The organism is Pseudomonas serbiensis, assembly GCF_030580745.1.
GTDB lineage: Bacteria > Pseudomonadota > Gammaproteobacteria > Pseudomonadales > Pseudomonadaceae > Aquipseudomonas > Aquipseudomonas serbiensis.
The window spans coordinates 77,792-103,677 of record NZ_JAUQOO010000001.1; the positions used below are offsets into that span (position 1 = coordinate 77,792).

Sequence of the window (25,886 nt, forward strand, 5' to 3'; positions counted from 1 at the left end):
AGTCATGAGTCCCCGAACCTGGAGTATCACCATGCTTTCTTCCGATGCACTCAGACGCCGTCTCGACAGCAACTTCGAAAACACCCAAAAGGATCTGGACTCGGCTGCACTGAGTCTGGACGCCTTCTCCCCGGATGATTGGCATGCCTTCAACTCGGCTATCCGGCAGTCTTCGACTGCCAGCTGGGCTGTGAACCAGGAAATTGTGGTCAAGCACAACCTGGCCAAGGCAATCATCAATGAAATCCGCTGATCTGACCGTTGCTGTCGAGCGTTGGCTCGACAGCAGCACCCCTGTGTTGCTGTTGCAAGTCGATCAGCAGCCGTTAAGCATTAAACGCAGCAATGCAGGGCTGATTTATCTCGCGCCGTTGAGCGCGGCATGGCGCGGTGGCGATGCTGGGCTTGAGGCCGCATTGCGCCTGTCCGGCCCCAGCATCAGGCGTTTTCGCGGGGCGTTGGCACTGGATCCCGAAACCAGCCACCTGTGCCTTGTGCAATACCAGCAGTTTCAGAGCACGGCATCGATCATCCATGACATTGAAGCTCTGGTTAACCAGCGCGATGTCTGGGAATCGATGCTTGAACCCAGGAAGGTGACCCCGCCAAGGCAATTCATGCGTCCTTTGGCACTGAGAGGCTCTTATGTTTAAGCAATGCTTGAAACGATTGCTCTGTCTTGCGCTGCTTGGCATGCAGGCAGAGGTTGCCATGGCTGCTGTACCTGAAGAGTGGCGCCAGTCTGCTTATGCCTACGAGGCAGCCCAGACTCCCTTGAGCACCGTGCTGAAGGATTTTGCCAGCTCCTATGGCGTGGGCCTGGAGATGAATGGCGTCAGCGGTGTTGTCGATGCAAAGATTCGCGCGGGCAATGCCCAGGAGTTTCTGGACCGTATGGCTCTGGAACATCAATTTCAGTGGTTCCTGTACAACGGCAAGTTGTACGTGAGCCCACAGTCGGGGCAAGTCTCGCAACGGCTGGAAGTGTCATCCGATGCCGCCCCCGACCTTAAGCAGGCGCTGACCGATATCGGTCTGCTGGACAAGCGTTTCGGTTGGGGTGAACTGCCGGACGAAGGCGTGGTGCTGGTCAGTGGCCCGTCGCGCTATGTTGAGTTGATTCGCGGTTTCAGCAAGGAAAAGGTCAAGCCTGAAGAGAAGCAGCAGGTCATGATGTTCTCGTTGCGTTACGCTGCTGTAGCGGATCGCGATATCCACTATCGGGAGCAGAGCATCACTATTCCCGGTGTTGCGACACTGCTCGATGGCTTGCTCCAGAGCAAGCAGGTCGTACCGCCTTCTCCCCAGGACCCGATGGCCAATATCCAGGCCATGCAGGGCATGGGAGATATCGGCCGCAACAAGATCATCAATCTGGCCACGGATCGCACCGCTTCGCGTGACAAGTCAAAGCCCGGTAAAACTTCGAGCAACCATAAGGTGGTCGCCGATGTACGCAACAATGCGGTGCTGATCTATGACAACCCGGACAAGCGCGATATGTATCAGCAGTTGATCCAGCAACTGGACCAACCGAGCAATCTGGTGGAGATCGACGCCATCATCCTGGATATCGATCGTACCCAGTTGAGCGCCCTGGAGTCCCGCTGGTCGGCGCGTGCCGGTTCGGTAAACTTTGGCAGCTCGCTACTGACCGGTGGTTCGGCCACGCTTTCCATCAGTGATTTCGATCGCTTCTTTGCCGACATCCAGGCGCTTGAAGGGCAGGGGGTGGCATCGGTGATCGCCAGGCCTTCGGTATTGACCCTGGAAAACCAGCCCGCCGTGATCGATTTCAGCCGCACCGCTTATATCACTGCCACCGGTGAGCGGGTCGCCAATGTGCAATCGGTTACGGCCGGGACCAGCCTGCAAGTGATCCCTCGCACCATTGCCGGTGCGCAGGCCAATCGTTTTCAGTTGATCATCGACATTGAAGATGGCCAGCTCGACCGCTCTCGCGACGGCGAAACTCCGGATGTGAAGCGAGGAACGGTCAGCACACAGGCGGTCATCAGCGAAAACCGTTCACTGGTCATTGGCGGGTTTCATGTAGATGAGACAGGCCAGCATCATGACAAGGTCCCGCTGCTGGGTGACCTGCCTGTTCTGGGGCCCCTGTTCACTTCCAAGCGCCAGGAGGTTTCACGACGCGAGCGTCTGTTCATCCTCACGCCAAGGCTGATTGGTGACCAGATCGATCCTGCGCGTTACATCGCCAACGAAAACCGCCCGCAACTGGACAAGGCACTGGCTCTCAGTGGTTCTCCCAATAGCCGCGAGCGCAAGAAAATAGCCATCTCCAAGGCGTTTGCCGACCTGGTCAAGGGGCGCATTCCGGCTGATCTCAAAGAGACATCGTCTGGTGTGCGTCTAGGGGATCTGTGTAGAGTGGGGAGTGAGTTTTCGATCGATCCTGCGCGAGGCCAATGGTTTGGCGGGGATGGTTTCGATATTGCTGTCGGGGTCGTGCGTAATACCAGTGCAAAGGCTCAGGATTTCTCACTGGCGTCCTGCTCGGGAACTCGTACACTTGCTGTAACAATGTTGCCTGTTGCACGTCTTCAGCCAGGTCAATCAACTGAAGTCTTTGTGGCAACAAGGCCGGTTGCGACGATTGCGACACCGACCAGCCCAGCCAGAGTATCAATACTGCCGCCTTGAAACAGATGTGATGGAGAAAGGTTTTCAGGCACAGTGACATCTATTGTTTTAATAGCGCCATCGCTCATTAACACAGTACTTTTTCAGGGCCGAATTCAGTACAGTCCGTTTGTAGGGAGAATCCGAAATGAAGTTGGTACATGCCGGTGCCTTGTTTATTGTCACTCTATTGTTGAGTGCTTGTGCGACAATGGAAACATCTTGTTTTGCCAGTGAATGCCAGCAAGTTGGCGCCAATAGTTCTAGCCTTAAAGTTTGGTGGTCACCTGAACTGCGTAACGACGCGACTGAATACACTACGGTACATTTGAATGACTGAAACGATTCTGCGTAGTACCGACCAGCGAGATTTCTTCGTCAGCATCGGCGAGCAGCAGCCGAGTACGTGGGAGTGGGCGCCCGGCATCGATTTCGTGTATCGCAGAGACAGCGTGGGCTGGGGGCTGGCGCTGATGATAGAGCGCCAGGCCCAGCGGCCCAATCTGTTCTCCGATACGCTGAAGCGCCGCTTCGAGAACGTTGAGTCCTATGACGGTTACTATATCTGTCTGGACAATCAGCAGCGGTTCGTCGTCTGGCACGAACTGGATCTTGATTATCGTCGCTCAGAGAGCTTGCAAAGCCTGCTCAGTGAGTTCCTCACATTGACCGGTTTTAAACACTAGATTCAGAATATTTATTCCAGCCGGAACCGCTCGCCATTAATTTTCCACTCAGTTGTCGCTATGGATCCATTTTGAGCAACGACAAACTTGAGGAAAATTCAATGGCGAACTCTCAACGCGACGCGCAACGTTTTATTGCTCGTCTTAGTGAAACACTCGGTACATCTTTAACCCTCCAAAATGGTGTCTGTGCGTTGTATGACAGCCAGAACCGTCAAGCCGCCGTTATCGAAGTGCCCAGGCTCAGTGACAATGTGGTTATTCATTGCAGTCTGGGCCAAGTGCGCAAAAGCCAGGAAAACATGCAGCGTCTGCTCAACATCAATTTTGATGTTGCAAGTCTGCGTGGCTGCTGGCTGGCCCTTGATCAGCAAGAGCTGCGTCTGTGTACCCAGCGTGAATTGGCTCGCCTTGACGAAGTTCAGTTCTGCGACCTGGTCAATGGGTTCATCACGCAAGTCCAGCACACCCGAACCACCGTGCAGCCATTGCTGAATTAAGCATTTGCCAGGGAACCGCCTGTCGGCTGTTGCCACACAACGGTGAGTGCCACTACGAAGCCGGACTTCTCGATGGCACCACTCCCGGTCAAGGCGGCATTGATTGCCGTACTCCGGACACTCTCAACGATGGAGCGAGGTAGAAAATGTCTGATATCGCGGGTATTTCGGGTTTTTCCCAAAACGGTCTTTCCGGTCTTTCGGGCTTATCCGGTGGTCTGGGGGGCGCAGCAGCGGGCGCTGCCACGGGGCAGGGCGGACAATCCCCTCTGGAGCAACTGGCCGGCATGCTGGCTGAAATGTTGCTCGGTTCCGGTTCTGGCTCCGGTGGTGCTGGTGCCGGCGCAGGTTCGGGTTCCGGTGCGGGCCAGGCTGGCAAGTCGGGCCAGAGCGACATCGACTCCTTGCTGCAGTCCCTGCAGGGCGGCGAGCAGAAGGATGGCAGTTCCAAGGGTGCTAACGGCACTGGTGACGAATCGTCCAAAGAGCTGCTGACTCAGGTTCTGATGGCCCTGTTCGAAAAAATTCTTGGCGGCTCCGACTCTTCGTCGGGCACTGGTGAAGGCGGCGGTAATGGGTCGGGTTCCGGCTCCGGTTCGCCGGTAAGCGGTGCAGGCGGCACTGGCGGTGGCGGCACCAAAGGCCTTGAAGGTCTGGGCTCAAACCAGGGCCTGGGTGGTGCTCAGGGCGCAGGTGGTGGCTCCGGCAGCGTTGAAGACCTGGTCAACACCTTGATGAAAAGCCTGGGTGGCGGTTCTCTGGATAACTCCATCCAGCCGACATCCGATGGCGGTGGCCAGGTTTCTCAGGATGGCAAGCTCAAGGAACTGCTGGAAATGATCGCCCAGTTCATGGACAGCCACCCGGAAACCTTCAACCAGCCGTCTGACTCCTCCAGCAAGGGGACCGGTGGTGGCGGCGGTGGCGGCGGTGGTTCTCCTGCTCCGTCTGTTGGCGGTGGCGGTGGCGGTGGTGCTCCGGCTCCGGCTGTTGCTGGCGGCGGTGGCGGTGGTTCTCCAGCTCCGTCTGTTGGTGGCGGTGGCGGTGGCGGTGGTGCTCCAGCTCCATCTGTTGGTGGCGGTGGTGGCGGCGGTACTCCGTCTGTTGGTGGCGGCGGTGGTGGTAGCACTCCATCCATCGGTGGCACGACTCCGACCCCGACTCCTGGCACAGGTAGCCCTGCAGGCACTGGCGCTGCTGGCTCATCGACTCCAGTGTCCTTCCCGACTGCTTCGGGCAGCCCGACCGTAGTCAATGAAACGATCAAGGTAGGTCCGGGCGAAGTGTTCGATGGCCAGGGCAAGACCTTCACTGCCGGCCCTAGCCTGGGTGATGGCGGACAGGGCGAAGGACAGAAGCCAATGTTTGAACTGGCTGAAGGCGCCACCTTGAAAAACGTGACCTTCGGTGACAACGCCGCTGATGGCGTGCATGTTCGTGCCGGCAACGAGAAGGCTGTAAACGTCGATAACGTTCACTGGACCAACGTCGGTGAAGACGCGCTGACCGTGAAGGGTGAAGGCGGTGCCAAAGTCACCAACCTGAACATCACCAACAGCAGTGCTCAGGGCGCCAGCGACAAGATCTTCCAGCTCAATGCCGACGCTAACGTGAGTGTGGACAACTTCAAGGCCAAGGACTTCGGTACTTTCATGCGCACCAACGGTGGGCAGCAAGGCAACTGGAACCTGGACCTGAAGAACATCGAAGCTGAAAACGGCAAGTTCTCCTTCGTGAAGAGCGACAGTGAAGGCCTGAACCTGACCACCAGCGGCATCAACCTGAAGAACGTAGAGCACCCTTACGACAAGCTGCCGGGCTCTACCAACCACAAGGAGGTCTGATATGACAGCCACGCAACAAAAGCCTGAAGAAGTCTCCTGGTCGTCATTGGTACGCAAGGGCGGTTACCTGACTCCAGATCAGCGTCAGGCGTTTGAAAATGCAATCGCTCTGGTCAACGAGCGTTTGCAGGCGACTCTCGACAAGCCGGGTAACCGGGTCAATGGTCAGTTCAGTCTGAACAATTACATTGACAGCCTGGAGTCGGACTTCAAGCGTGATGCCGGTGCTGACGAACTGCGTGGCGATGCCTCGCTGACAGCCTTCTGGATCGTGCGGTTGTTGGCTGATCGCTTGCTGGAAGCTGCGGGTGCCAAGCCGGTCGTGCACTGACAGTACGTAAGGCGGGAAACAAAACGGGCTCTTGAAGAGCCCGTTTTTTTATGGGCGCTGTTTGCATTTGCTGACTGGCACTACCCTGGTAGGAGCGAATTTATTCGCGAGAGGCCCGTGAAGCTGAAGAAATCTATCGTCCTCAATGACGTCTCGCGAATGAATTCGCTCCTACGGGAGGGGGGAATTCATTCGCGAAGGGCCATCAAATCCAATAAATATACGTCGTTTGAAACCCCACCTTGCGAATTCATTCTGCTCAAAACACAGACACAAAAAATCCCACAGGCGTTACTCACGCTCTGTGGGACGGGTACAGCGTTTACTTCAATCAATGCTTCATGAACTTCTCTTTCTCGAACTCCATGTAGATGATGGTCCGTGGAACCGGAGTGGCGTTGACGGCGAAATGATCCAGCGAGCCATCGAAAATCGCGCCTGTGCCCGGTTTCTGGTGATAGAACTCGCCCGCCACGTTCAGGTAGGAGTAGTTGGCCTCGTTGGCGGCGCTGAGGGTGATATGCATCTGCAGCAGCCCTTCACCGGTCAGTTCCGGGTGGCGATGCAGGCTCAGCAAACTGTGAGGGGCCATGCGGGCCAGGGCCACGACTTTGATGCCCTTGAGCGGCTGGAACAGCTCCAGCGTGCGGGGCATGGTGGCCTGGGCAGGGCCGATAGGCGTGTCCCTGAACAACAGTGCATATTGCGTCCAGTTGCGGTTGCCCCCTTCGGCACCCCATCCCTTGAGCCAGCCGTAATCGCCACCCTGTTGCAGGTACTCGGTCAGTTCTTCGTGTACTTGCTGATGCTGCTTGTTGGTACGGTCGATATCGAGCAGAGGGGCATCCAGAGTCGCGAGTTCTTCCTGGATCACCGAGCAGTTGGCGACCAGGTTGGCCAGTTCTGGAAAGTCTTCGAGAGCATAAAAAGCAGTAGTCATTTTCAAGGTTCCTTCAAACAGGTAAGAGACAGAACAAGTGAAGGCTCGCATCGTCATTTTTCCTACGCTGCGAGCCTGTTTTTACGTCAGTGAGCAGGGGACAGGAGCCTGTTTAGCTCTTGAGTTCCAGTCCGCTTTTTTTCAGCTCTTGCGCTACGGTTTTCTGGTCTTGTGATGCTCTGGAAATCTCACCATTCACGTAGTAGGCCTTGGGTTTGTCCTGATCTTCGCCATAGCTGAAGTTCACCTTGGCCAGGGTCTGGTTCACGGCCATGGAGGCAGAGCTGCTACCACTGATCAATGGCGTGGGAGTGGTAAAACCGTCGGTCTGTGCTGCGCTCTTGAAGACCGAAATGGCCAGAATCCGCATGTTGTCCCGGTCACTGAGCAGATCGAACATCTCTTTTTGCGTGAGGGTGCCGTCACGGCTGCCAGCATCGACTCTGTCGAAGACATGGTCCTTGGGCTCCAGGCGAACCCGTGCCAGGGTGCCTGGCTGGCTTTGAAACTCCTTGAGTATCGACTTGAGTGCCGGGTCCTGATCGATCAGCTTGGCGATGTTCTCCGCGTTACTGGTCTGATGATCGCCGTAGATCACACTCATGATCTTGGAAGTGAGGTTCTGCGAGTCCAGGCGCGCCAGGTTGGTGTAGTTACTTTCAAAGCGACCATTGTCCAATACGCTGTGCTTGTTGACCGAGGCTTCCTGCTGGGCCGTGGAGCGTTTCAACGCTCGTAATGCTGCATATTGATCATCGTTTTCAGACGTCTTGCCGGCAAAGAAATCATTGAGCCCCTTGAGGTGAATCTGGATCTTCTCCTTGGGGCTGGCGTCCTTGTATTCGGGTTGTGTGTGGTCAGCCAGTCGGGTCAGTTCAGCTTTTGTGGCCTTGTCCTTGAATGCATCGCCCAGGGAGGTGGCAAGTTTGGTCACGTTGGCCGTGGTCAGCGGTGCCGCTTCCTTGAACTGGAACTTGATCCGCTTGGTTGTCTTGTCGTCAATAGATGCGCTTATCGTAACCCCGTTGGTGCTGGTGATCGCCTGGGAGCCCGGTGCCGAGCTTGGGGTCGCATTGGTATGACCGCCGACGACCTGAGCGCGGGCGAAAGCACCGATATTGGCACTGTTGAGCCCACGAACCCGGTTCTGGGACTCTTCATCCATACGACTGGTATCGTTCTCCTGACTCAGTTTTTGCCATGTAAAGTTGGCAAGATTGACGTTGGCGGTGAAACCGGCGCCGAAGCGTGCAGAAGCTGTCAATGGCTTGCTGTCATGATCCGACATGCCCAGTTGCACACGGAACTCGGTGTTGAAACCAGCCGTCAAGTCGACGTTGACCCGCTTCATTTCGTGGGCCTTGTGGTTCGCGCCTTCCTTGAGAACGTCCAGTGCAGTCAGCTTGCCTGTGAACAGGTTGTCGACGAACTGATCGATCTTTTCATCCGGTACTGTAAATGCCACACCAGTACGTTGGGTGTGGGTACCAGCAGCTGTTACATCGCCTCCTATGCGAAAGGCCAGTGCGCCACGTTTTTCATTGCCCAGATCCAGGGTCGTGAGTTTTGCGTACTCTCCTGCGGTCGTGATATCCGGCAGGACATCCTTGCCGGCTCCCACGGTGCCGCTTAACAGATTGGCACGTTCTCGGAGCAGATAGACTTCCACACCCTTGTCGCCGCGTTCGGCTGCGAAAGCGTAATTGCGAGTGTTGCTGTACTGCCCACTGGGGAATGGACCAGTCACGTGTTTGGCAATACCGATGAAGGGCGTACTGAGGGTCATGCCGTAACTGCGTGAAAGGCTGATTTCGTCGTCCGGAAATTCCAGTTGTTTCAGGGCATTCTTGAATTTGTCAGCCAGTTCCGCCTGATCCTTGCTGCCGGTGGCGGCGCGCATATTGACGCTGGTGGCGTGATCCGGTTTGTGGAAACCATTGAGGAAGGCCTTGATCCCGTCGTAGGATTTTTCTATCTGGTAGTGCTCGGTAAAGCCCATGTCCGAGACTTGCTTGATCGGATTTTCCCCATAGGTCTTGTCGCGCAACTGGGTCAATTCGTTCTTGATTGCCTTTATCTGGGCATTCTTATCGGGGCCATCGGGGATTTTTTCGGCTTTATCCAGCAGCTTTCCGACTTCATTGAGGGTTCCGATATCCAGAGCCAGGCGAGCCTTGGTCAGGGCATGCGCATCTGAGCCATGGCGGCGTGTATCCGCTGGCGTATCGGCATCCAGATGTTTCATTTTCAGGCCCATGCCTTGCAGGGACTTGAGTAGGGCACCGGTCGGGTTATCAGAGGAAGGAGAAATCTTGTCCAGGGCACCCTGAGTCAGTGCCATCAGGTCATTCTTGGCTTCATTACGTTTTGGAGGCGTGCCCTCTGCTTTACTGGCGGCTTTTTTCCCCTTCTCCGTAGGCTCGCCATGAAGGTTGAGCAAGCCTTCTTTCTCGCCCAGGGTCATGACGGCCTTGCGGCTATGGTTCTCCAGCTCTTCGCGGAAGGACTCCAGACTTTCGGTCAGTGCCTTGCCTTCTTCCCCGATATCCAGTTTGGCGATACGGGTCTTCAGGTCTTGGCCTGCTTCGGGTGCCTTGCCTGGCGCCTGACGGATGTCCTTCAATTCATGGAACAAGGGGGCCTGGGCGTTGTAGACGTCGGCCAGACCGTCCCGGCCATTGATCTTGTGATCGAAATAGTTCACCACGTTCTTGGCTGGCCGCACTTCCGTGTCGAGCTTGATCACGTGTGCTTTTATGAACTCTGACGTGCTGGATTTATGGCCTTGTTCTATACCACTGCGTCCCAGCAGGTTGGAGGTAACACGTAAGGTACCGACTCCGGGAATGCTCTTGGTTATCATGCCGTCGTCGAGTCGCTTGAACATGTTGCTCAATTCGTTCTGATCGGCAGGGCGATGGTCAATGGTTTGCCATTTCTTGTCTTTGAGCTGGTAGGAGCCGTTATTATTGGGGTCGTTTTTCAGCGTAATGCTGAGCGTGTTATCCACTTCTGTGCGAATACTGGCTATCTCACTCCCAAAATGGAGGGGTATTTTTTGCCATTTGGATTCGCCGTCGGTTTTGGACTCCGATGTTTTGGAGCTTGAAGGTTTGTCCGCTGCTGCAGCGGATGTTGAAGGCTTGGTCTCAGCAGTTGCAGACGTTGACGGTTTAGACTCATCAGGCTTTTTCTGCCAGTCCTCTTTGAGCATGAAAAACAGCTCGCCATTACTGGTCGCAGCATGCACGCCATTGGCGTCCATAGTCAGGTGGGCAACAGTACCTTCCAGGCCATGGCGGCTCATTTCGCTCGGATCACCGTCCTTGTGGTGGGCGGTCATACGGCCTTTATCATCAACAGCGACAAACTGTTTGTCGTTGTACATGGCGAAGTCTTTGATCACGCGGTCCTCCAGACCCGCGATGGCATCGCCCAGTTCGACCTTGGTAGAGCGTGGCGTATCTTTCAGATTGTGGGTGTCATTGAACGTACTCTTGCCGTAATCAGGGGTCACTTTCAGCTCGTGAACCTTGCCGTCCTTGAGCACATAGGCATTGCCGTCGATGCCGCGTTTCAATGCGTCAATGTCTTTGACGCCGCTGTCTTTCCAGGCTTCAGTGGTTGAGTCCCAGGTCTGGATACTGCCATCGACTATCCCGATACGACCGTTCCTGTGAAGGTCGTAGGTGTTTTCCGGGGTAGGCTCGCTTTTTACAGGCAGGCCCTGGGTATTTTCCAGAACCTTCACATCCGAGAGGTTCCAGCCGCTCTGGAGGCTTGAGGTCTTTTCGTCCAGTGTATGAGAGTGAACCTGGCCGGCACCGTCCTTGATCAGGGCATGCAGTTGCCCGTCATCGCCACTCATGAAACCAGTGACTTGCTGACGTCCACCCAGCTTGCCCTCTTCGGGCTGGTAGTTTTTCTCCGGTGAGAGTTTCAGAACCCCGGTATCGGTCTTGAGCTCGTCGCGCGCGGCGCTGTACAGCTTTCCTTCGGTATCGGCGACGAACAGGCGATCCTTGGTCAGGCCGATGCTACTGGCTTCGGATTTGCCATCGTTGAGGTCGAGTGTGATGTGCAGTTCAGGCACTTCCCCCATCTTGCCCAATTGAAGGGTATGGGTGTCCTTGCCCGCAAGCATGGCCACAGTCCCGTCGGAGGCTACCGAATGAGACTGCAGATCCTTGAGTGTCATTTCGGTTTTTTTCTCGCCTGACAGGCTGATCAGCGAGTCGCCGCTACGGGCATAGAGTTTGCCGTCACCTTCTGTCGAAAGGCTGCTGAATTTCTTGTCGCCCGTATCGGGAAGGGGAGCCCACTTGAGCGTGTCAGACTTGAATTGATAAAGCTTTTCGTCATGCACGCGCAGAGTCTGACCACTGCTGTCCTGATGGGCACCGCTCAAGTGCGCGATATGCGCTTTGTCCGGCAGCGCTTGTGTGACAGTCGATTTCAGGCCTTCGAGGTTCATCGAGTTGCCTTGGCGTTGCAATGCTACGCTGCCTGGCTTGCTGCCTGACGGCACATCCAGCGATTTACTGCTGCGCAACAAGGTGAAGCCTGTGTCGCTCTGCTGCATCTTGAGCAGATGCCCCTTGGGTTCGAGCAAGACCTGGTCGTTACCTTTGCCCGTCGTTTGATGGGCCAGGTAAGTCTTATCCTTTTTCCCCACCGTGTTCTGGAGCAGGGTGTTCAAGGCTGGCGGGCTGAAGTTCTCGAAGCTTGCCTTGCCTTTCTTGTCCAGAGTAACGGCGTTGCTGCCGGGTTTGGCAAGAGGCTCCCGGCCATCGTTAAGGCTGGGCCCCAGGCCATCGCCGGCACTCATTCTGGAGTTCGATGTGCGACTGGCATGAACCCCGTTCTGCACCGTCTGCTCAGTACGGGAAAGTTTCGGTGATCCGGCCTGAGTGATCTCCTGCTTCGATGACGTGCCGGCTTCTTTCTGGATTGGCGTCTCTTTGGTGGACTCGCCAGCGATGCGCTTGCCTTCGGCTTTCTTCGATTTCGAGGATTCGGCCTGATCCCCACCCATCAAGGTTTTTTCTATGCTGCTTGAGCGCAGTTGCAGTGGCCAACCCATGCCCTCTGCCTTCGGGGCTACCGGGTCATTCTGAGCCTGGGGGATTGCTTCGGACTTGGCACTGCTCTTTGAGTCCTCGGATTTTTTTGAACTCGTGGACTCAGCCTTGGAGTCTCCCATCAGAGAGCGGCCCAGCTTTTCTCCGGGACGTAAACGCGCGCCCCGGATTTGTTGTGCGGCTGCCTTGGCTACCAGATCCTCAGGATCCTGAGTCTGTATCTCGGACTGTACGCTGCTCTGCACGCCGATCTTTGGCGTGGCCTGCAGATCCTGAGTCACTGGACCGGCTTTTGCAGTTGAGTGCTGACTCATTTTTTCCAGCGATGTGGTTGTACGCTGTGTGGGTGGCTGGTTTTGCTGATTGAGCCCTTGCGGGTTATGGCCTGAGGAACTCGCGCTATGGATCTGGTTTGCGCCAGGCGTATTGTTCAGTGGAATCATTGGCATTCTCCGTGTCATGGACTGATCAGGAACAACCTCGCGATGGATGTCCTGGCCGTAAAGGAAGTTTTCCTTTGCCCTGAGTGGAAACGCCCTGTGACTTGGTTCCAGTTGCAGACACTGCTTGCGATCAGTGCTGTCGATTCGTCTGGCCTGCGTACGTGAATGCCTTTCCTTGAAACACCTCGCTACAACTGTGTCGATATTGATACGTTGGGAAACTGTTATTTTTCTGTCACGAGCGCACCAGTGCTAGTTCGCTGCCACGCAGCTCTCGCTTCATCTGCAACAGCCTTCAGGCTGAGGCTCACGTTTTAAAACACGCCATTTGTACTTGCCCATCACCCCGGCTGACCGGCAGCAGGTGAATGTGACCGGCACCCTGTTTTCAATTTATTCGTCCCAATTATGGGCGCCGACCCCGTTCGCCTTTGAAAAGGCAGCTGTAGCTTCAGGATGAAACATGCAAAACACTGTAATTCGCTATAACTGCGTGGGCTGCGGGATCTGCTGCAAAGGCCGACTCATACCCCTGACGCTGGCCGAGGCCGAGCAATGGCTGGCCCGCGGACATGATGTAGCGGTGGTGCTGGAAGCCTTCAACGAGCTGACCTGGCCAGCCGACTCAAGACAATATGCCCACGGCGCAGGCCGGTCGGTCGCGGTCAATAGTGATGACAGCAGCATCCGCGTTATCGCGGTGTTCGTTGCCAATGCACTCGACCAGTGCCCGAATCTGCGTGCGGATAACCTGTGCGGCATCTATGAAGAGCGCCCGCTGGTCTGTCGGATCTACCCTATGGAAATCAATCCGTTCATTGAGATGAGCAGTGACAACAAGATCTGTCCGCCTGAATCATGGGGCAGTGGTGACATCCTGTGTACAGACGGTGTCGCCAACCCCGAGCTTCAGGCGCTGGTCAATCAGTCCAGACAAGCCGATATCGTTGACGCGGCAACCAAGATAGCCGTGTGCGCGCAACTGGGCATCAAGGTCGCGAGCTGGAAGGAGAATGCCTTCGCTGTCTATTTCCCGGAGCGCTTGACGTTGATCGAGGCGATACGCCGCAGCAAGGAGGTTGTCGTGGATGACTGGGCTGAAGGATGGACAGTTCGGGTCGATGATCCGCAACTGCGTGGACACTTGATCGCACACAATGTCCCTCTGGCCAGCAGTGACGCTGCCGATTATATCTTTCACAGGCTTTAACATTAATTACGTCAATAAATGGATTAATTCAATCCGACAACCCCATCTTATCAAGTAAATGAGTCAGCCCTATCCTAGTGACAACAGGGCACATGCCCTCTGCTTTACACACAAGGCATCGCTGACTCATGACCACTTCATCCTTGCTTAACGGCACTCGCCACACCCTTCACGATCACCAGCAAAGTCATGCAAGGGTGGGCACTAACGAGCAGGCGCGTGCCATCGTCCATCGCACCTATGGCCGAGTGCATGGGCCTGTCACTCGCCTCGTGAGCCCGAGCGACCTTGGCCAGATCCTGAAGCCGTTCGTGTTTCTCGACATCTTCAGCACCCAGCCAAACGCCAGGCCGCAGGGCTTCGGCATGCATCCTCATTCCGGCATTGCAACGCTGACCTTCATGGAGGCCGGTGAAGTGATCTACGAAGACACCACTGGCAAGAAGGGTGTTCTGCCCGCTGGCGGTATTGAGTGGATGAGTGCTGGCAATGGCATCTGGCATTCGGGTACGCCGGTCAGTGAAAAGGCGATGCGTGGCTTCCAATTGTGGGTCGCGTTGCCCGCCGCAGAAGAAAATGCGCCCCCTGAAAGTCATTACCTTGCCCCCGCGCAGATTCCCCGGGAAGGCCCGGCGAGGGTTCTGCTCGGTCGCTATGGCAATGCAGAAAGTGCCATCCCGGCTCCTTCGGACATGACTTATCTCGCCGTGACGCTTAAAGACGGTGAGCGGTGGCGCTTCACTCCGCCATCGGGTCATACCGTGACATGGCTGGCGGTCAGTGAAGGACGGCTTGAGGCCGGTAGCGCTGTGGATACCGGCGAGCTGGCGGTGTTTGAGGAGTCAAACCAGGCCATCGATCTGGTCGCGCAGGGCACAACCTCTTTTGTACTGGGCTCGGCCGTGAAACATCCCCACGAGCTAGTGATGGGTTACTACTCGGTTCACACCAGCAGGGAAGCCCTTGCACAAGGCGAAGCCGAGATACAGCGCATCGGTGCTGCTCTGCGGCGCGACGGGCGACTGGGCTAACCCCCTTCAACATCATTTCAGAACGAATATTTCAGCCAAAGTAAGGAAGTTACCCATGAACATTCTTCACCTCGATTCGAGCATCCTGGGCGCCCACTCGGTCAGCCGCACCTTGTCTGCACAGATTGTCGCGAAACTGCAGGGTGAAACGCCGAATGCCGTCGTGACCTATCGCGACCTGGCAGCAACACCGGTACCACATCTGTCCGCTGCTTATCTCACGGCTCTACAGACCACAGGCGTTGATCACTCGCCGGAGATACAACGCGACCTTGAGATTGGTGCGGCCACCTTGCAGGAGTTTCTGGCTGCCGACACCCTTGTGATCGGTGTCGCGCTCTACAACTTCACTGTGCCTACACAACTCAAGGCCTGGATCGACCGGGTTCTTGTGGCAGGCCAGACCTTCCGCTACACGGAGCAAGGGCCTGAAGGATTGGCGGGTGGAAAACGTGTCATCCTGGCGGTCGCACGTGGCGGCATCTATGGGCCAGACTCGCCGATTGCCAGCATGGAACATGGCGAAACCTACCTGCGCACCGCGCTCAACTTCATCGGCATCACCAACCCCGAGGTCATCCTGGCCGAGGGTGTTGCCTTCGGTCCCGATCAACGCGCTGCTGCGATTAGCGCCGCCGAGCAGCGGATTGCCGAGCTTTCGGTCTGATTCCGTAATACCGCCCTGTCGCGGTCGTTGGAGGGCCGCCCAGACCAGTTTCCTCTCGCTTTACTTCCCTTCCAGGGACAATCCAGGCTGGCTGCAATAGCCGCCTGGACACGGCGCATCCGTCCAGCTTGACGACATTGCTACGACACGCCAGCGATACGATCTGACTCCTCAAAAAACCGCAGGTAGCCCAGGGATGATTTCAGCCTTGAGCACCACTGGCGGTACTTCTTCTTCCCGATACTCCCCCAACTTAGAACACACCCTCTATGACAGTAAGAAACTGTGCGCCCAATACCGGTAAATCAATAGACGAACGCCAGCGTAACTGGGCAATTGCGGCGCTCAGCCTGTTTGCCTTACTGGTTGTCGGGGCTATTTCCTGGCAGGTGCTGTATCTGCGCGAACCTCCACCTTCAGAGCCGACCACTGATGCCTTGGTCGCAATGACGGTGACCGATGCATCCGTGCGGCTGGTTGAATGGCCGGTCCATTTGAATGCCTCCGGTGCGATTGAGCCGTGGCAGGAGGCGGTTATCGGAGGACAGGTCAGTGGGGTTCGACTCACTGAGTTGCTTGTTGGCCCGGGGGATGTGGTGCGTCGAGGCCAGGTGTTGGCTCGATTTGAAACCGAGGCCTTGCGCGCCGATGTTGCGCAATTGCATGCAGCACTCAGGCAGTCGAAAGCTCTGGCAGTACAAGCGGTTGCCAATCGTGAGCGCGCACTCAAACTCAAGGAAGTGGGTGCTATGAGCGAGCAGGACATATCGAACTCGGTGACCGAGGCTGAAACAGCGTTGGCGCAGGTTGAGTCCAGCCAGGCTCAATTGACGTATCGGGAGTTACAGCTCAGGTATGCAACGGTTGTATCGCCCGACGATGGTGTGATCAGTACCCGCACTGCAACGATTGGCACAGTAGGCGCGGTCGGCGACGAGCTGTTTCGGCTCATACGCCAGAGTCGACTCGAATGGCGAGGTGAGCTTACCGCTGCGCAGGCAGGGCAGGTGGCTGCTGGCCAGATTGTGACGTTGGCGCTGCCAGATGGCCAGGTCGCGCAAGCAACTGTCAGGCAAATGGCACCCGCGTTGAACGCTCAAACGCGCCTCGCAATGGTGTATGCAGACATCATTTCGGGCAGCACAGCGCGAGCGGGCATGTATGTACAAGGGCGTATTTCAGTGACGCAGCAGAGTGCGTTGGTGGTGCCCGCTGGTAGTGTCTTTATCCGCGATGGGCATAGCCATGTATTCAAACTCGATACGCAACAAGGTGCTGCGAAGGTATCTCTTCAGGTCGTGAAGACTGGCCGCCGCCAGGCTCAGGATGTAGAGATCGTGCAGGGTTTGAGTGAGGGAGACCGTGTTGTGGTACAGGGCGCCGGTTTTGTGAATGATGGCGACAGCGTAAGGATTGTTCAGGCACCTGCGGTTGCGATTTCTGCTACGACAGTTGCAAACGGAGCAGAGAAATGAACCTGGCTACCTGGTCCATACGCAATCCGATCCCCTCTATCCTGCTGTTTGCACTGCTTACCCTGGCGGGCATATGGGGGCTGTGGAAGTTGCCGATTCAGGATATGCCCGATGTCGATATGCCGGTTGTTCGCATAGCGCTTTCGCAACCCGGTGCTGCACCTGCTCAGCTTGAAACCGAAGTGGCGCGTAAAATCGAAGACTCTCTGGCCACACTGGATAGAATCAAGCACATAAGAACCTTGATCACCGAGAGTTCCGTGAATATTTCGGTGGAGTTCGAGCTGGGCAAGCCTCTTTCCGATGCATTGATGGAGTCCAGGGATGCCGTTGATCGCGTTCGCTCCGACTTGCCTGACGATCTACTGGAGCCGCAGGTAAGCGCTGTGCGTGCGAGTAGTGAAGCTATTCAGACTTATGCCATCGCCATGCCTGCCATGAACGAAGAGGCTTTGTCATGGTTTGTGGATGACACGGTAGCCAAGACGATATTGGGGGTAAAAGGTGTTGGCCGTTTCGAGCGTATCGGTGGCGTGATGCGGGAAGTACGGGTGACTCTGGACCCCGCTTTACTCATCGCCCACGCTGCGACTGTCGGCGAAGTCTCGCTTGCATTGAGCAACGCTCAGCAGCAAAGCTCAGGAGGGCGCGCCAGACTTGGTGGTGGCGAACAGGCGGTGCGGACTATTTCACTGGCTGGCCAGGCTTCCGAGTTGTCGGCATTGCCGATAGCGTTGTCGGATGGACGATCACTGCGACTGGATCAGTTGGCAACGGTCACTGATACGGTTGCCGAACGCAGTCAGATAGCACTGTTGGACGGGAAGCCCGTTGTCGGTTTCCGGATCTACCCGTCCATGGGGCAGGACGTTACTCGAATCGCAGCCGGTGTAAAGGCGGCGCTGGCCGGGTTGCAGCAAAAGCGTCCGGGCTTGCAGGCCACTCTGGTCACTAACAGCGTTGATTACACGCAAGAGCAATTCGATGGTTCGCTGTTCATGCTCTACGAAGGGGCGTTATTGGCTGTGCTGGTGGTCTGGTTCTTCCTGCGGGACTGGCGAGCCATGTTGATAGCCGCTTCGGCGCTGCCTCTGTCGATTCTTCCGACATTCGCTGCCATGGCGTGGTTTGGTTTTTCGCTTAACACGGTAAGCCTGCTGGCGCTGGCAGTCATAGTCGGCATTCTGGTGGACGATGCAATTGTGGAAGTCGAGAACATTGAGCGCCATGCACGCATGGGCAAGCCTATGGAGCAAGCAACGGCTGATGCTGTTACGGAGATAGCGCTGGCGGTGATTGCTACCACAATGGCGCTTGTCGTCGTGTTTCTTCCCACCGCGATGATGGGCGGGGTGCCCGGCCTGTTCTTTCGAGAGTTTGGTTGGACCGCAGTAGTTGCGGTGCTGGCTTCGTTATTGGTAGCCCGGCTGATTACTCCGATGATGGCAGTCCGGTTTCTGAAACCGTATCCCCCTCGTGCGGATGAGTCCGAAGTGTTGGATGGCCGCGTGATGCGCACCTATCTGCGCTTGGCACATTGGTGCCTTATGCATCGCAAATCCACGCTGGCCCTGACATTTGCATTCATGGTCGGTTCGGTGGCTCTCGTACCTTACTTGCCAACGGGCTTAATGCCGGCCTCTGACCGTGGATACACCACAATCAGCATCGAATTACCTCCCGGCAGCGCACTACAGGATACCCTGACAACTGCCGAAGCTGCTCGTGCCCGACTGGCCACGTTGCCTGGCGTCCAGCGGGTGTTATCTACTGTGGGGGCGGCGCAGGCGGACAGTGATAATTTACAGGGTGGAGACGTGCGTCGCGGAGCTTTGGATGTGACGTTGATGCCTCGCGCCGAGCGCGGCGATCAAACGTCGATTGAAAACTCCATACGCGCAGCACTGCAGAGTGTGCCGGGGGCACGTTTTACCGTAGGCAGCGGCAATATCGGCGAACAAATGTCGATCATTCTGACCAGTGATGACGCTGTCGCACTGAAAGCCAGCGCTCAGGCTATCGAGTCTGAGCTTCGAGGAGTACGCGGCTTGTACAACGTCAGTTCTACGGCAAGCCTGGAGCGCCCGGAAATTACCGTCCGGCCCGATCTGGTGCGGGCTTCCGAGTCAGGCGTCAGTACAGCCGCAATTGGCGAGACGGTACGTATCGCAACGGCCGGAGATACGGACTCACGACTTGCGCGGCTCAATCTCGACAATCGACAGGTGTATATACGCACACAACTGCCTGAGGCTGTTCAGCAGGATGTCGAGTCCTTGAGCAATCTTCGAGTGCGGGGCCGCGAGGGGCTTGTGCCGCTTGGGAATGTGGCACACATCAGCATCGGCAGTGGTCCGGCACAGATTGAGCGCTATGATCGGCGCCGCTACGTGACCATCAGTGCCGAACTGGGTGGGACGCCCCTTGGCCAGGCGCTTGCTGACACCCTGGCTTTACCTGTGGTGCAAGCCATGCCGTCGAGTGTGCAGATTGTTCAGGCAGATGATGCCGAACTCATGGAAGAGCTGGGGCTGGGCTTCGGTTTGGCCAGCCTTATTGGTGTGGTGTGCGTTTACTGTGTTCTGGTGCTGCTGTTCAAGGACTTCCTGCACCCGGTCACCATTCTTTCGGCTATCCCTCTGTCACTGGGCGGTGCTTTTGTCGGTCTGCTCGTTGCGGGCAGCGAGTTGAGTATCCCGTCAATGATCGGGTTGATCATGTTGATGGGTATTGTGACCAAGAACTCGATTCTGCTGGTCGAGTACACGATTGTAACGATGAGTGAGCAGGGCGTTGCGTTGAATACGGCGCTGCTTGACGCTTGCCACAAACGTGCGCGCCCCATCGTGATGACAACTATTGCAATGATCGCCGGCATGTTGCCGATCGGGTTGGGATTTGGTGCCGATGCGAGTTTTCGCCAGCCGATGGCGGTGGCAGTGATCGGTGGACTGATCACATCCACTGCTCTCAGCCTGCTCGTCGTCCCGGTGGTCTTTTCCTGTATGGATAGTGCGCAGCGCCGGATTCGCCATTGGCTTTCTCCACGCTCTACGACAGGGCTCCTGCGTACTGCGTGACGGGCAGATCAAACCTCCGATTCCCGCACCTGCGCTATACCCGATCAGCCAGGTGCCAACTCCCTTTACGACATTGTTACGACACGCCAGACGTACGATTCGATTGCTTGAAAACCTTGGGGTGTAAACCCGGCCTGGCACGTTGTCTTGTCAGGTTGCGCGCGCCCCGATCCTGAAACCAATCGGAACTCCTGGCACTTATGAATAAATCCTGCTCAGTCCTGGCCTGCTTGCTCGCCTTGCCAACCCTCGCTACCGCGCAGACGGCCTCACAGGCCGACTCCCCACGCTGGGGCTTGGGGTTGGGCGTTGGGATATCGGAAAGTCCTTACGCGGGTGAAGGGACAAAAATCACCCCGTTGCCACTGATTCATTATGAAGGGGAGCGGTTCTTTGTACGCGGCCTTACTGGTGGCGCGCATCTGATTCGCAATGAAGGCTTCGAGCTGAATGCCATCGCCTCGCTACGCATGGACGGGATAGATACCAAGGATTTTGGTCGTAAGGAGCTGGCCCGTAACGGTATCGACAGGAACCTGCTCGAAGATCGTGACAATGGTCTGGACATGGGCCTCTCTGCCTCGTGGCGGGGGGCAGCAGGCAAGTTTGAATTGCTCGCCAAGACCGACGTAAGTGGTGCGAGCGAAGGGTTTGAGTTGTCGGCCAAGTACGGTTATGAGTTTGAAGTCGGTCGCGGTAGTCTCGAACCGACCATCAGTGTCAGCCACCTCTCCAAGGATATGGCGAACTACTATTACGGCACCCTGAAAGACGAAGTGGCGCGAGGCGTCGTTGACTACAAGCCTGGCGCAGCCACTATCCCCGAGCTAGGCCTGGCTTACGTCCACCCGATCGGCCAGAACTGGCAGTTCATGAGCTCCGTGCAGTACAAGTTCCTGCCCAATGACATTAGCGACAGCCCGCTGCTTGAGGCTGACACCGATGGCGAAGGATCGGTTATGTTTGGCATCTCGCGGCGCTTCTGAGGCAAGGCACCGTTGTCTGTTTTACCCCACCTCTCGTTCGTGGGAAGAAACTGCGATTCGCAACCCCTATTACATTTCCGTTGTGAAAAGGTCTGTCAAATGAACCCCGACCTGGCTCATCCGATATCGCTGCAAGTCCTTATCATCGAGGACAACCGCTTGCTGGCAGCCAACATGTTTGACTATCTGGAAGCCTGCGGACATATCCCGGATGCAGCACCCGATGGCCAGTCAGGGTTGAGCCTTGCGACCCAGAACCGCTACGACGCGATTATTCTGGACTGGATGTTGCCACGAATGGACGGCATGAGCGTCCTGCGCAAACTACGAGAGGAACATGGGTGTGTCACGCCCATTATCATGCTCACTGCCAAGGACCAGCTCGAAGGCAAATTGTTGAGCTTTGAACAGGGCGCAGACGACTATCTTGTCAAACCTGTGGCCTTGCCAGAGCTTGAAATCCGCTTGCGCGTCATGGTTGGTCGCGCCAAGGCCAGTGCGGCAGCAGGGCGCATATTGCGAATACGCGATTTGACATACAACCTGGACAGCCAGGTGGTTGCAAGAGGCTCGCGCACGATAACGCTCTCCGGGACGTTGCGTAATGTCTTGGAGTTGCTGATGCGCGAGTCGCCAAGAACGGTACGCCGTGATCGTCTTGAGGGTTTGATCTGGGGCGAAAGTGTTCCTGATGGAGATCTGCTGCGCTCACATATGCACCTGTTGCGTCGCGCCATCGACCAGAATGGCGAACACAAGCTTCTTCATACGGTTACTGGCACTGGCTATCGTCTGGGTGAGAGCGGCGAATGAAGTTTCCATGGCGTTTGCAGAGTGTGCAATGGCTGGTCAATGTGAGCTTTGCAATGTTTGGTGTGATGCTCACGCTAGCGCTTGTCGTTCAGGGCAGGCTGAGTCAAGGGCTGGTCGAGCACCCAGTCTGGCAGCAAGTGCTGGAGTCGAGCACGCAGAATGTTCTGCACTCTTCCCGAGCAGACTTTAGTGATACGTTGCCCACCGAGGGCGCGGTGAGGGGTTGGCTGTTAACCCGTGATGGAACGCTACCCGCTGACATGCCAGCGTTCCTGGCGACTCTGGCACCCGGATATTACAGGGAAGGCGAACTTGATAGCATCGCGGACTCTTCGCCGCTTTCCGGTGTGCTGTCTATTGTGACACCGAGGTGGGGGCCTTTTGCTGACGCACCCGGTGACACCACTCGTGCCCGCGCTTACACCGCCCTGGTGACCTCTGTGCCGCAGGGGCGATTGATCATGGCAATCGACATGACCGGGCTGGAAGACGAGCAGAACGCAAGCGTACAACTCAGCCTGGTGTTTCTGCTGTTCAATTTCATCCTGATCTGCCTGGTGATCCGATGGTTCCATCTGAGCCTGACCAGACCCATTGCGGACCTGGCATGGCGGATGCGCAAGCTCGATCCGTTGAAACCGTCGCAACGGCTTCCGGCGACCTATCGTAAAAGCGAACTTAATACCATCGCTCAGGAAGCCAACGCGCACCTTGAGCGGGTCGAACTTGCGGTTGAGCGTGAGCGCAGCCTGCTGGATCAGGCCAGCCACGAATTTCGTACACCTCTGGCCATTATTTCCGGCGCTGCGGATGTGCTTCATAAACAACAATTACCCGAACGGGCACAGCGGCCGCTACGCCGGATTGACGAAGCAGTGGATACACTCACGCAGATCATGGAAGCTCTGTTGTACCTGTCACGCGAGCCAAGCCCTCAAGAGCGAAAGCAAGTTACCGTGTTGCACGGGCTGCTTCCTGAACTGGTGAATGACCACACCTATCTGCTTTCTGGAAAACCAGTGCGTTATGTGTTGGGAGATATCGAACCTTTAACCTTGCAGGCCCCTGAATCCATGGTGCGAATCGCGGCAGGCAATTTGCTCAGGAACGCTGCGGAGCATACCCATGAAGGCGAAATCCATGTGTCACTTGTGGATGGAGTATTGTGTATCCGTGACTCCGGCTCGGGCTTCGATGCAACCCAGGCGGCCTATCGTTTCACTGAATCACTCAAGCAATCTGGGAAACGGGCAGGCGGTGCAGGGCTGGGTCTGTTTCTGACCCAGCGCATCTGCGAGCGGTTTGGCTGGCAACTGACCCTTGAGTCGTCCTTGTCTGTTGGAACTTCAGCGATTATTGATTTCATGCCGGATCGCGGGTGATTTACATCGCATCAGGACGACGATTTCAACAGATTCCACAGAACCTCATCATTGAAGTCACGGATCACGCTTTTGGCGCCTGCTTCTCGCAGCTGGTTTTCATCAAGCCCCGACAAGACGCCGAAGGTATGGATGCCAGCGGTATTTGCTGACTGTACGCCCGCCAGCGAGTCCTCGAAGGCAAGCGCGTTGTCGGCGCTCACACCGAGAAGTTCCAGGGCCGTCAGGTACGGCATGGGATGGGGCTTGCCGCGTTCCAGTTCTCCGCCGATGACGATGGTCTCGAAGCGGTCTACGATTCCCAGGCCGGTCAACATGGCCATGGCGTTCTCTCGTGGCGCGTTGGTCACCACGGCAGTGCGCAGGCCGGTGTCCTGTGCATGATCGAGAATGCGCAGCACGCCAGGCACGGGGATGGTTTCTCCCAGTTGAGCGCGAAACATGGCCTCTTTCTGAGCGGCCAGATCAGCGTATTGCGACGCAGGAATATCGGGAAACAGGCCGCCGAAAATCATGTCATCCGGGAAGCCCATGACATGGGCCTTGTAGTAGCCGAGGTCCATCGAGCGATCCCAGCGTGCCAGCAACTGGTTGTAGGCGTTCAGGTGCAGTTCATCGGTATCGATGAGGGTTCCGTCCAGATCGAACAACAGCGCAGAAAGGGCCATTGGTTCTTACTCCTTTAAATGTGCAGTAGTGTTGCCGATGGACCAGACACCCCGCAGGGCCGGCACCAGCGGCAACATGAGAAGGGGATAGACGATCAACAGGCTGAAGGCGGCCTCGACCCCTATTCGCTCAGACAGCAACCCGAGCAGAAACGGCGCCAGCAACAACGCGACGCCTACGGCTTGTGATGCCTGGGTGCTGAGTGCCGAACTTGCGTGGGGCGCGATGCGCATGGCAGAGCCCAGAATCAGCGGGAAGAAGTTGCCCAGGCAGGCTCCGAGCACAAAGGTAAATATTGCTGTACCGACCAGCCCCTCTATCAACGACAGCACCAGCAGTGTAGCAATGGCGCTGAGAATCACCGCCGTCAGCAAGGTCAGCGGTGCTACCCGGCGCAGCGCATAGCTGCTGGCCAGACGTCCGCAGACGGTGCCGGCAAAGTACAGGCTCATCAAGGTCGCGGCGACTGATGCGCTGGTCTGGACATGGGTCTTGATATATTCCGCGCCCCAGAACCCTACACCCCATTCTGCCGAGATCCCCAGAATTACCAGCGCCCACAGGCTGAACCGCGTCAGAGATTGCGCACGCAAGGTGTCCGAGGCCGGTGCCGATGACGCGATCTGCTCAGAGTCCGGCCGATGGATCGTCAGTGGCGCGCAGAACATCATCAAGGCCCACGCGCTGACGATCAGCGGAGCCGTGCGCCAGGAAAGCCCGATGGCCGTCGCGGCGCCCACCAGCAATGCACCGCCCAGCACGCAGAGCCCAGCGACAATGTGCGCTTCCACCAGTTTTGCGGCAGCCTGCTGACGATAGCGTTTGCCGAGCATGGCCTGCCCGACGGCCATGACCAGCCCCCCGGACAACCCCATGAGGACGCTGCCCGGCAGGGTCATGGGCAAGCCGCCCGCGATGGCAAACAGTCCGCTCGCCAGCACAATCGAACCTATTGCGATACGCCCCGTGCCGATTGGCAATGCCCGGCGTTCCAGCCAGCGATACGGAATGCCGATCAGCACCAGCCCCAATGCATAGGCCGCAAAATGCAGACCGGTCCAGCGCAGGTCCAGATCGAATTCGGCACGCAGAAACGGCATCAAAGGGCCGAGCATGCCTTGCTGAGCGCCGAACAGGCCGAACATCAGGTAAATCGACCATGGCCGTCTTTGCGTGTGAGCCATGTCGGTCATAGGCCAGCCTTTGTGTCGAACAGTGAATGCCAGCGTGCGCAACGAGCGACCTTGGCGTTGCTGGCCTCGATGGCATCCAGCGCTTTCAGCTCGACTGCTGCCAGCGTATCGCTCGACACGCCGCCGACCACGACCTTGCCATAGCCTCTGCTGATTGCAGCGGCCTGCGGCGAGAGCATCCAGCCAAGTGCTTGCAGCGCCTGCGTTGCCCGTTGCGAGCCGGCACGGCAGCCGAACACTTCAAACTCGTAACGCCGTGCATCAGCGGGGACGCACCAGTGCAATGAAGGATGCTGCGCCACTGCGCGAGTGGCCGCCGTGGACACTGTCACCCCGACGAATGCCCGGCCTTCAAGCACGGCTTCTATCGGCGCAGTCGAAGACCCGCTGATCGAAGGTCGTAGCTGTGCAACTTCAGCCAGCATGTCCCAGGCCCCGCCGCTGTAATGTTCCAGCAGTGCGCTCAGGTGCAGATAGCCTGCGCCCGAACGCCCCGGGTCTGGCAGGGCAATGCGTTGCGACCACGCCGGTGCGCAAAGCTCTTCCCAGGAGCGTGGAGGCGTCAAACCCTTTGCAGCAAGCACTTGCGGGTCGTAGCAAAAGGCGGGCACGAAGCCTGACGGGCTGAACCAGCGCCGGTCGGCTGCAATCGCCTCGGGAGGCAATGTCGAGCCATCCAGGCCGTCAAGAACCCGCAACTGTGAAGCCAGGGCGGGATCGAGAAGGGCGGTGGCAGCGGTTCCCAGAAGCAGATCCCAGTCACCCGCCGTGCCGTCGATCACCCGCTCGATCAACTCTGACGTGGACCAGCGTGAAAGGCTCACGGGCACGCCGATATGCTCGCTGATACCTGCCACGAACTCGGCAAGCTCGGCGTTTTCCATCGAGCTGATAGCGATAAGTTCATTCATG

At 56.9% G+C, this 25,886-nt stretch carries 20 protein-coding genes; 15 read left to right on the forward strand and 5 right to left on the reverse strand.

Going from position 1 to position 25,886, the window contains the following annotated elements:
• Positions 1–31: 31 nt before the first annotated feature.
• From Q6A51_RS00390 to Q6A51_RS00420, 7 genes are all read left to right on the forward strand, one after another.
• Positions 32–253 (forward strand): serine kinase, encoded by a 222-nt coding sequence (locus tag Q6A51_RS00390; protein WP_201003234.1) that lies wholly within the window; start codon positions 32–34, stop codon positions 251–253.
• Positions 240–653 (forward strand): type III secretion system chaperone, encoded by a 414-nt coding sequence (locus Q6A51_RS00395; RefSeq protein ID WP_304573845.1) that lies wholly within the window; start codon positions 240–242, stop codon positions 651–653. Before Q6A51_RS00390 ends, Q6A51_RS00395 begins: the two co-directional genes overlap by 14 nt.
• Before the next feature lie 58 nt (positions 654–711).
• A complete protein-coding gene (sctC, locus tag Q6A51_RS00400; RefSeq protein ID WP_304573846.1) occupies positions 712–2,664 on the forward strand; it encodes a type III secretion system outer membrane ring subunit SctC in 1,953 nt (650 codons plus the stop codon).
• A 311-nt stretch (positions 2,665–2,975) separates the two neighbouring features.
• Positions 2,976–3,329, forward strand: a complete 354-nt coding sequence (locus tag Q6A51_RS00405; RefSeq protein WP_201003230.1) for a negative regulator of hrp expression HrpV — start codon at positions 2,976–2,978, stop codon at positions 3,327–3,329.
• A 101-nt stretch (positions 3,330–3,430) separates the two neighbouring features.
• Positions 3,431–3,829 (forward strand): type III secretion system chaperone, encoded by a 399-nt coding sequence (locus Q6A51_RS00410; RefSeq protein ID WP_201017816.1) that lies wholly within the window; start codon positions 3,431–3,433, stop codon positions 3,827–3,829.
• Positions 3,830–3,975: 146 nt separating this feature from the next.
• Positions 3,976–5,673, forward strand: coding sequence for a pectate lyase (locus Q6A51_RS00415; RefSeq protein ID WP_304573847.1), 1,698 nt, complete (start codon positions 3,976–3,978; stop codon positions 5,671–5,673).
• Between the two features lies 1 nt (position 5,674).
• Positions 5,675–6,004, forward strand: coding sequence for an HrpW-specific chaperone (locus Q6A51_RS00420; protein WP_200985992.1), 330 nt, complete (start codon positions 5,675–5,677; stop codon positions 6,002–6,004).
• A gap of 331 nt (positions 6,005–6,335) precedes the next feature.
• Here the strand turns inward: Q6A51_RS00420 and Q6A51_RS00425 are convergent, their stop codons facing one another.
• Entirely contained in the window at positions 6,336–6,944 is a 609-nt protein-coding gene (locus Q6A51_RS00425; RefSeq protein WP_201003226.1) for an aspartyl/asparaginyl beta-hydroxylase domain-containing protein, read from the reverse strand.
• Positions 6,945–7,056: 112 nt separating this feature from the next.
• Positions 7,057–12,468, reverse strand: coding sequence for an AvrE-family type 3 secretion system effector (locus tag Q6A51_RS00430; RefSeq protein ID WP_304573848.1), 5,412 nt, complete (start codon positions 12,466–12,468; stop codon positions 7,057–7,059).
• Positions 12,469–12,931: 463 nt separating this feature from the next.
• Between Q6A51_RS00430 and Q6A51_RS00435 the strand changes: the two genes are divergently transcribed.
• The 8 genes from Q6A51_RS00435 (at position 12,932) to Q6A51_RS00470 (ending at position 23,112) form a co-directional block, all read left to right on the forward strand.
• Positions 12,932–13,678, forward strand: a complete 747-nt coding sequence (locus Q6A51_RS00435; protein WP_304573849.1) for a YkgJ family cysteine cluster protein — start codon at positions 12,932–12,934, stop codon at positions 13,676–13,678.
• Between the two features lie 128 nt (positions 13,679–13,806).
• Complete coding sequence (locus tag Q6A51_RS00440; RefSeq protein WP_304573850.1) at positions 13,807–14,709, forward strand: pirin family protein; 903 nt, start codon at positions 13,807–13,809, stop codon at positions 14,707–14,709.
• 55 nt (positions 14,710–14,764) lie between these two features.
• Positions 14,765–15,376 carry an FMN-dependent NADH-azoreductase gene (locus Q6A51_RS00445; protein WP_304573851.1) on the forward strand — a complete coding sequence of 204 codons (612 nt, stop codon included), beginning with the start codon at positions 14,765–14,767 and terminating at the stop codon, positions 15,374–15,376.
• A gap of 269 nt (positions 15,377–15,645) precedes the next feature.
• Complete coding sequence (locus tag Q6A51_RS00450) at positions 15,646–16,851, forward strand: efflux RND transporter periplasmic adaptor subunit (protein WP_304573852.1); 1,206 nt, start codon at positions 15,646–15,648, stop codon at positions 16,849–16,851.
• The gene (locus Q6A51_RS00455) at positions 16,848–19,931 is read left to right on the forward strand and encodes an efflux RND transporter permease subunit (RefSeq protein ID WP_304573853.1); all 3,084 of its coding nucleotides are present in this window, start codon (positions 16,848–16,850) and stop codon (positions 19,929–19,931) included. Before Q6A51_RS00450 ends, Q6A51_RS00455 begins: the two co-directional genes overlap by 4 nt.
• A 200-nt stretch (positions 19,932–20,131) precedes the next feature.
• Positions 20,132–20,917: a MipA/OmpV family protein gene (locus Q6A51_RS00460; RefSeq protein WP_304573854.1), complete on the forward strand. Its 786-nt coding sequence runs from the start codon at positions 20,132–20,134 to the stop codon at positions 20,915–20,917.
• Between the two features lie 99 nt (positions 20,918–21,016).
• Positions 21,017–21,730: a response regulator transcription factor gene (locus Q6A51_RS00465; protein ID WP_304573855.1), complete on the forward strand. Its 714-nt coding sequence runs from the start codon at positions 21,017–21,019 to the stop codon at positions 21,728–21,730.
• Between the two features lie 23 nt (positions 21,731–21,753).
• Positions 21,754–23,112, forward strand: a complete 1,359-nt coding sequence (locus Q6A51_RS00470) for a sensor histidine kinase (RefSeq protein WP_236250164.1) — start codon at positions 21,754–21,756, stop codon at positions 23,110–23,112.
• Between the two features lie 11 nt (positions 23,113–23,123).
• On the opposite strand, the gene Q6A51_RS00475 is transcribed toward Q6A51_RS00470, so the two are convergent.
• Genes Q6A51_RS00475 through Q6A51_RS00485 form a run of 3 tightly spaced genes read right to left on the reverse strand, consistent with a single transcriptional unit; the run spans position 23,124 to position 25,885 of the window.
• Positions 23,124–23,780, reverse strand: coding sequence for an HAD family hydrolase (locus Q6A51_RS00475; protein ID WP_201017763.1), 657 nt, complete (start codon positions 23,778–23,780; stop codon positions 23,124–23,126).
• Between the two features lie 6 nt (positions 23,781–23,786).
• Entirely contained in the window at positions 23,787–24,974 is a 1,188-nt protein-coding gene (locus Q6A51_RS00480) for an MFS transporter (protein ID WP_304573856.1), read from the reverse strand.
• Positions 24,971–25,885 (reverse strand): ABC transporter substrate-binding protein, encoded by a 915-nt coding sequence (locus tag Q6A51_RS00485; RefSeq protein ID WP_304573857.1) that lies wholly within the window; start codon positions 25,883–25,885, stop codon positions 24,971–24,973. Before Q6A51_RS00485 ends, Q6A51_RS00480 begins: the two co-directional genes overlap by 4 nt.
• Position 25,886: the final 1 nt, after the last annotated feature.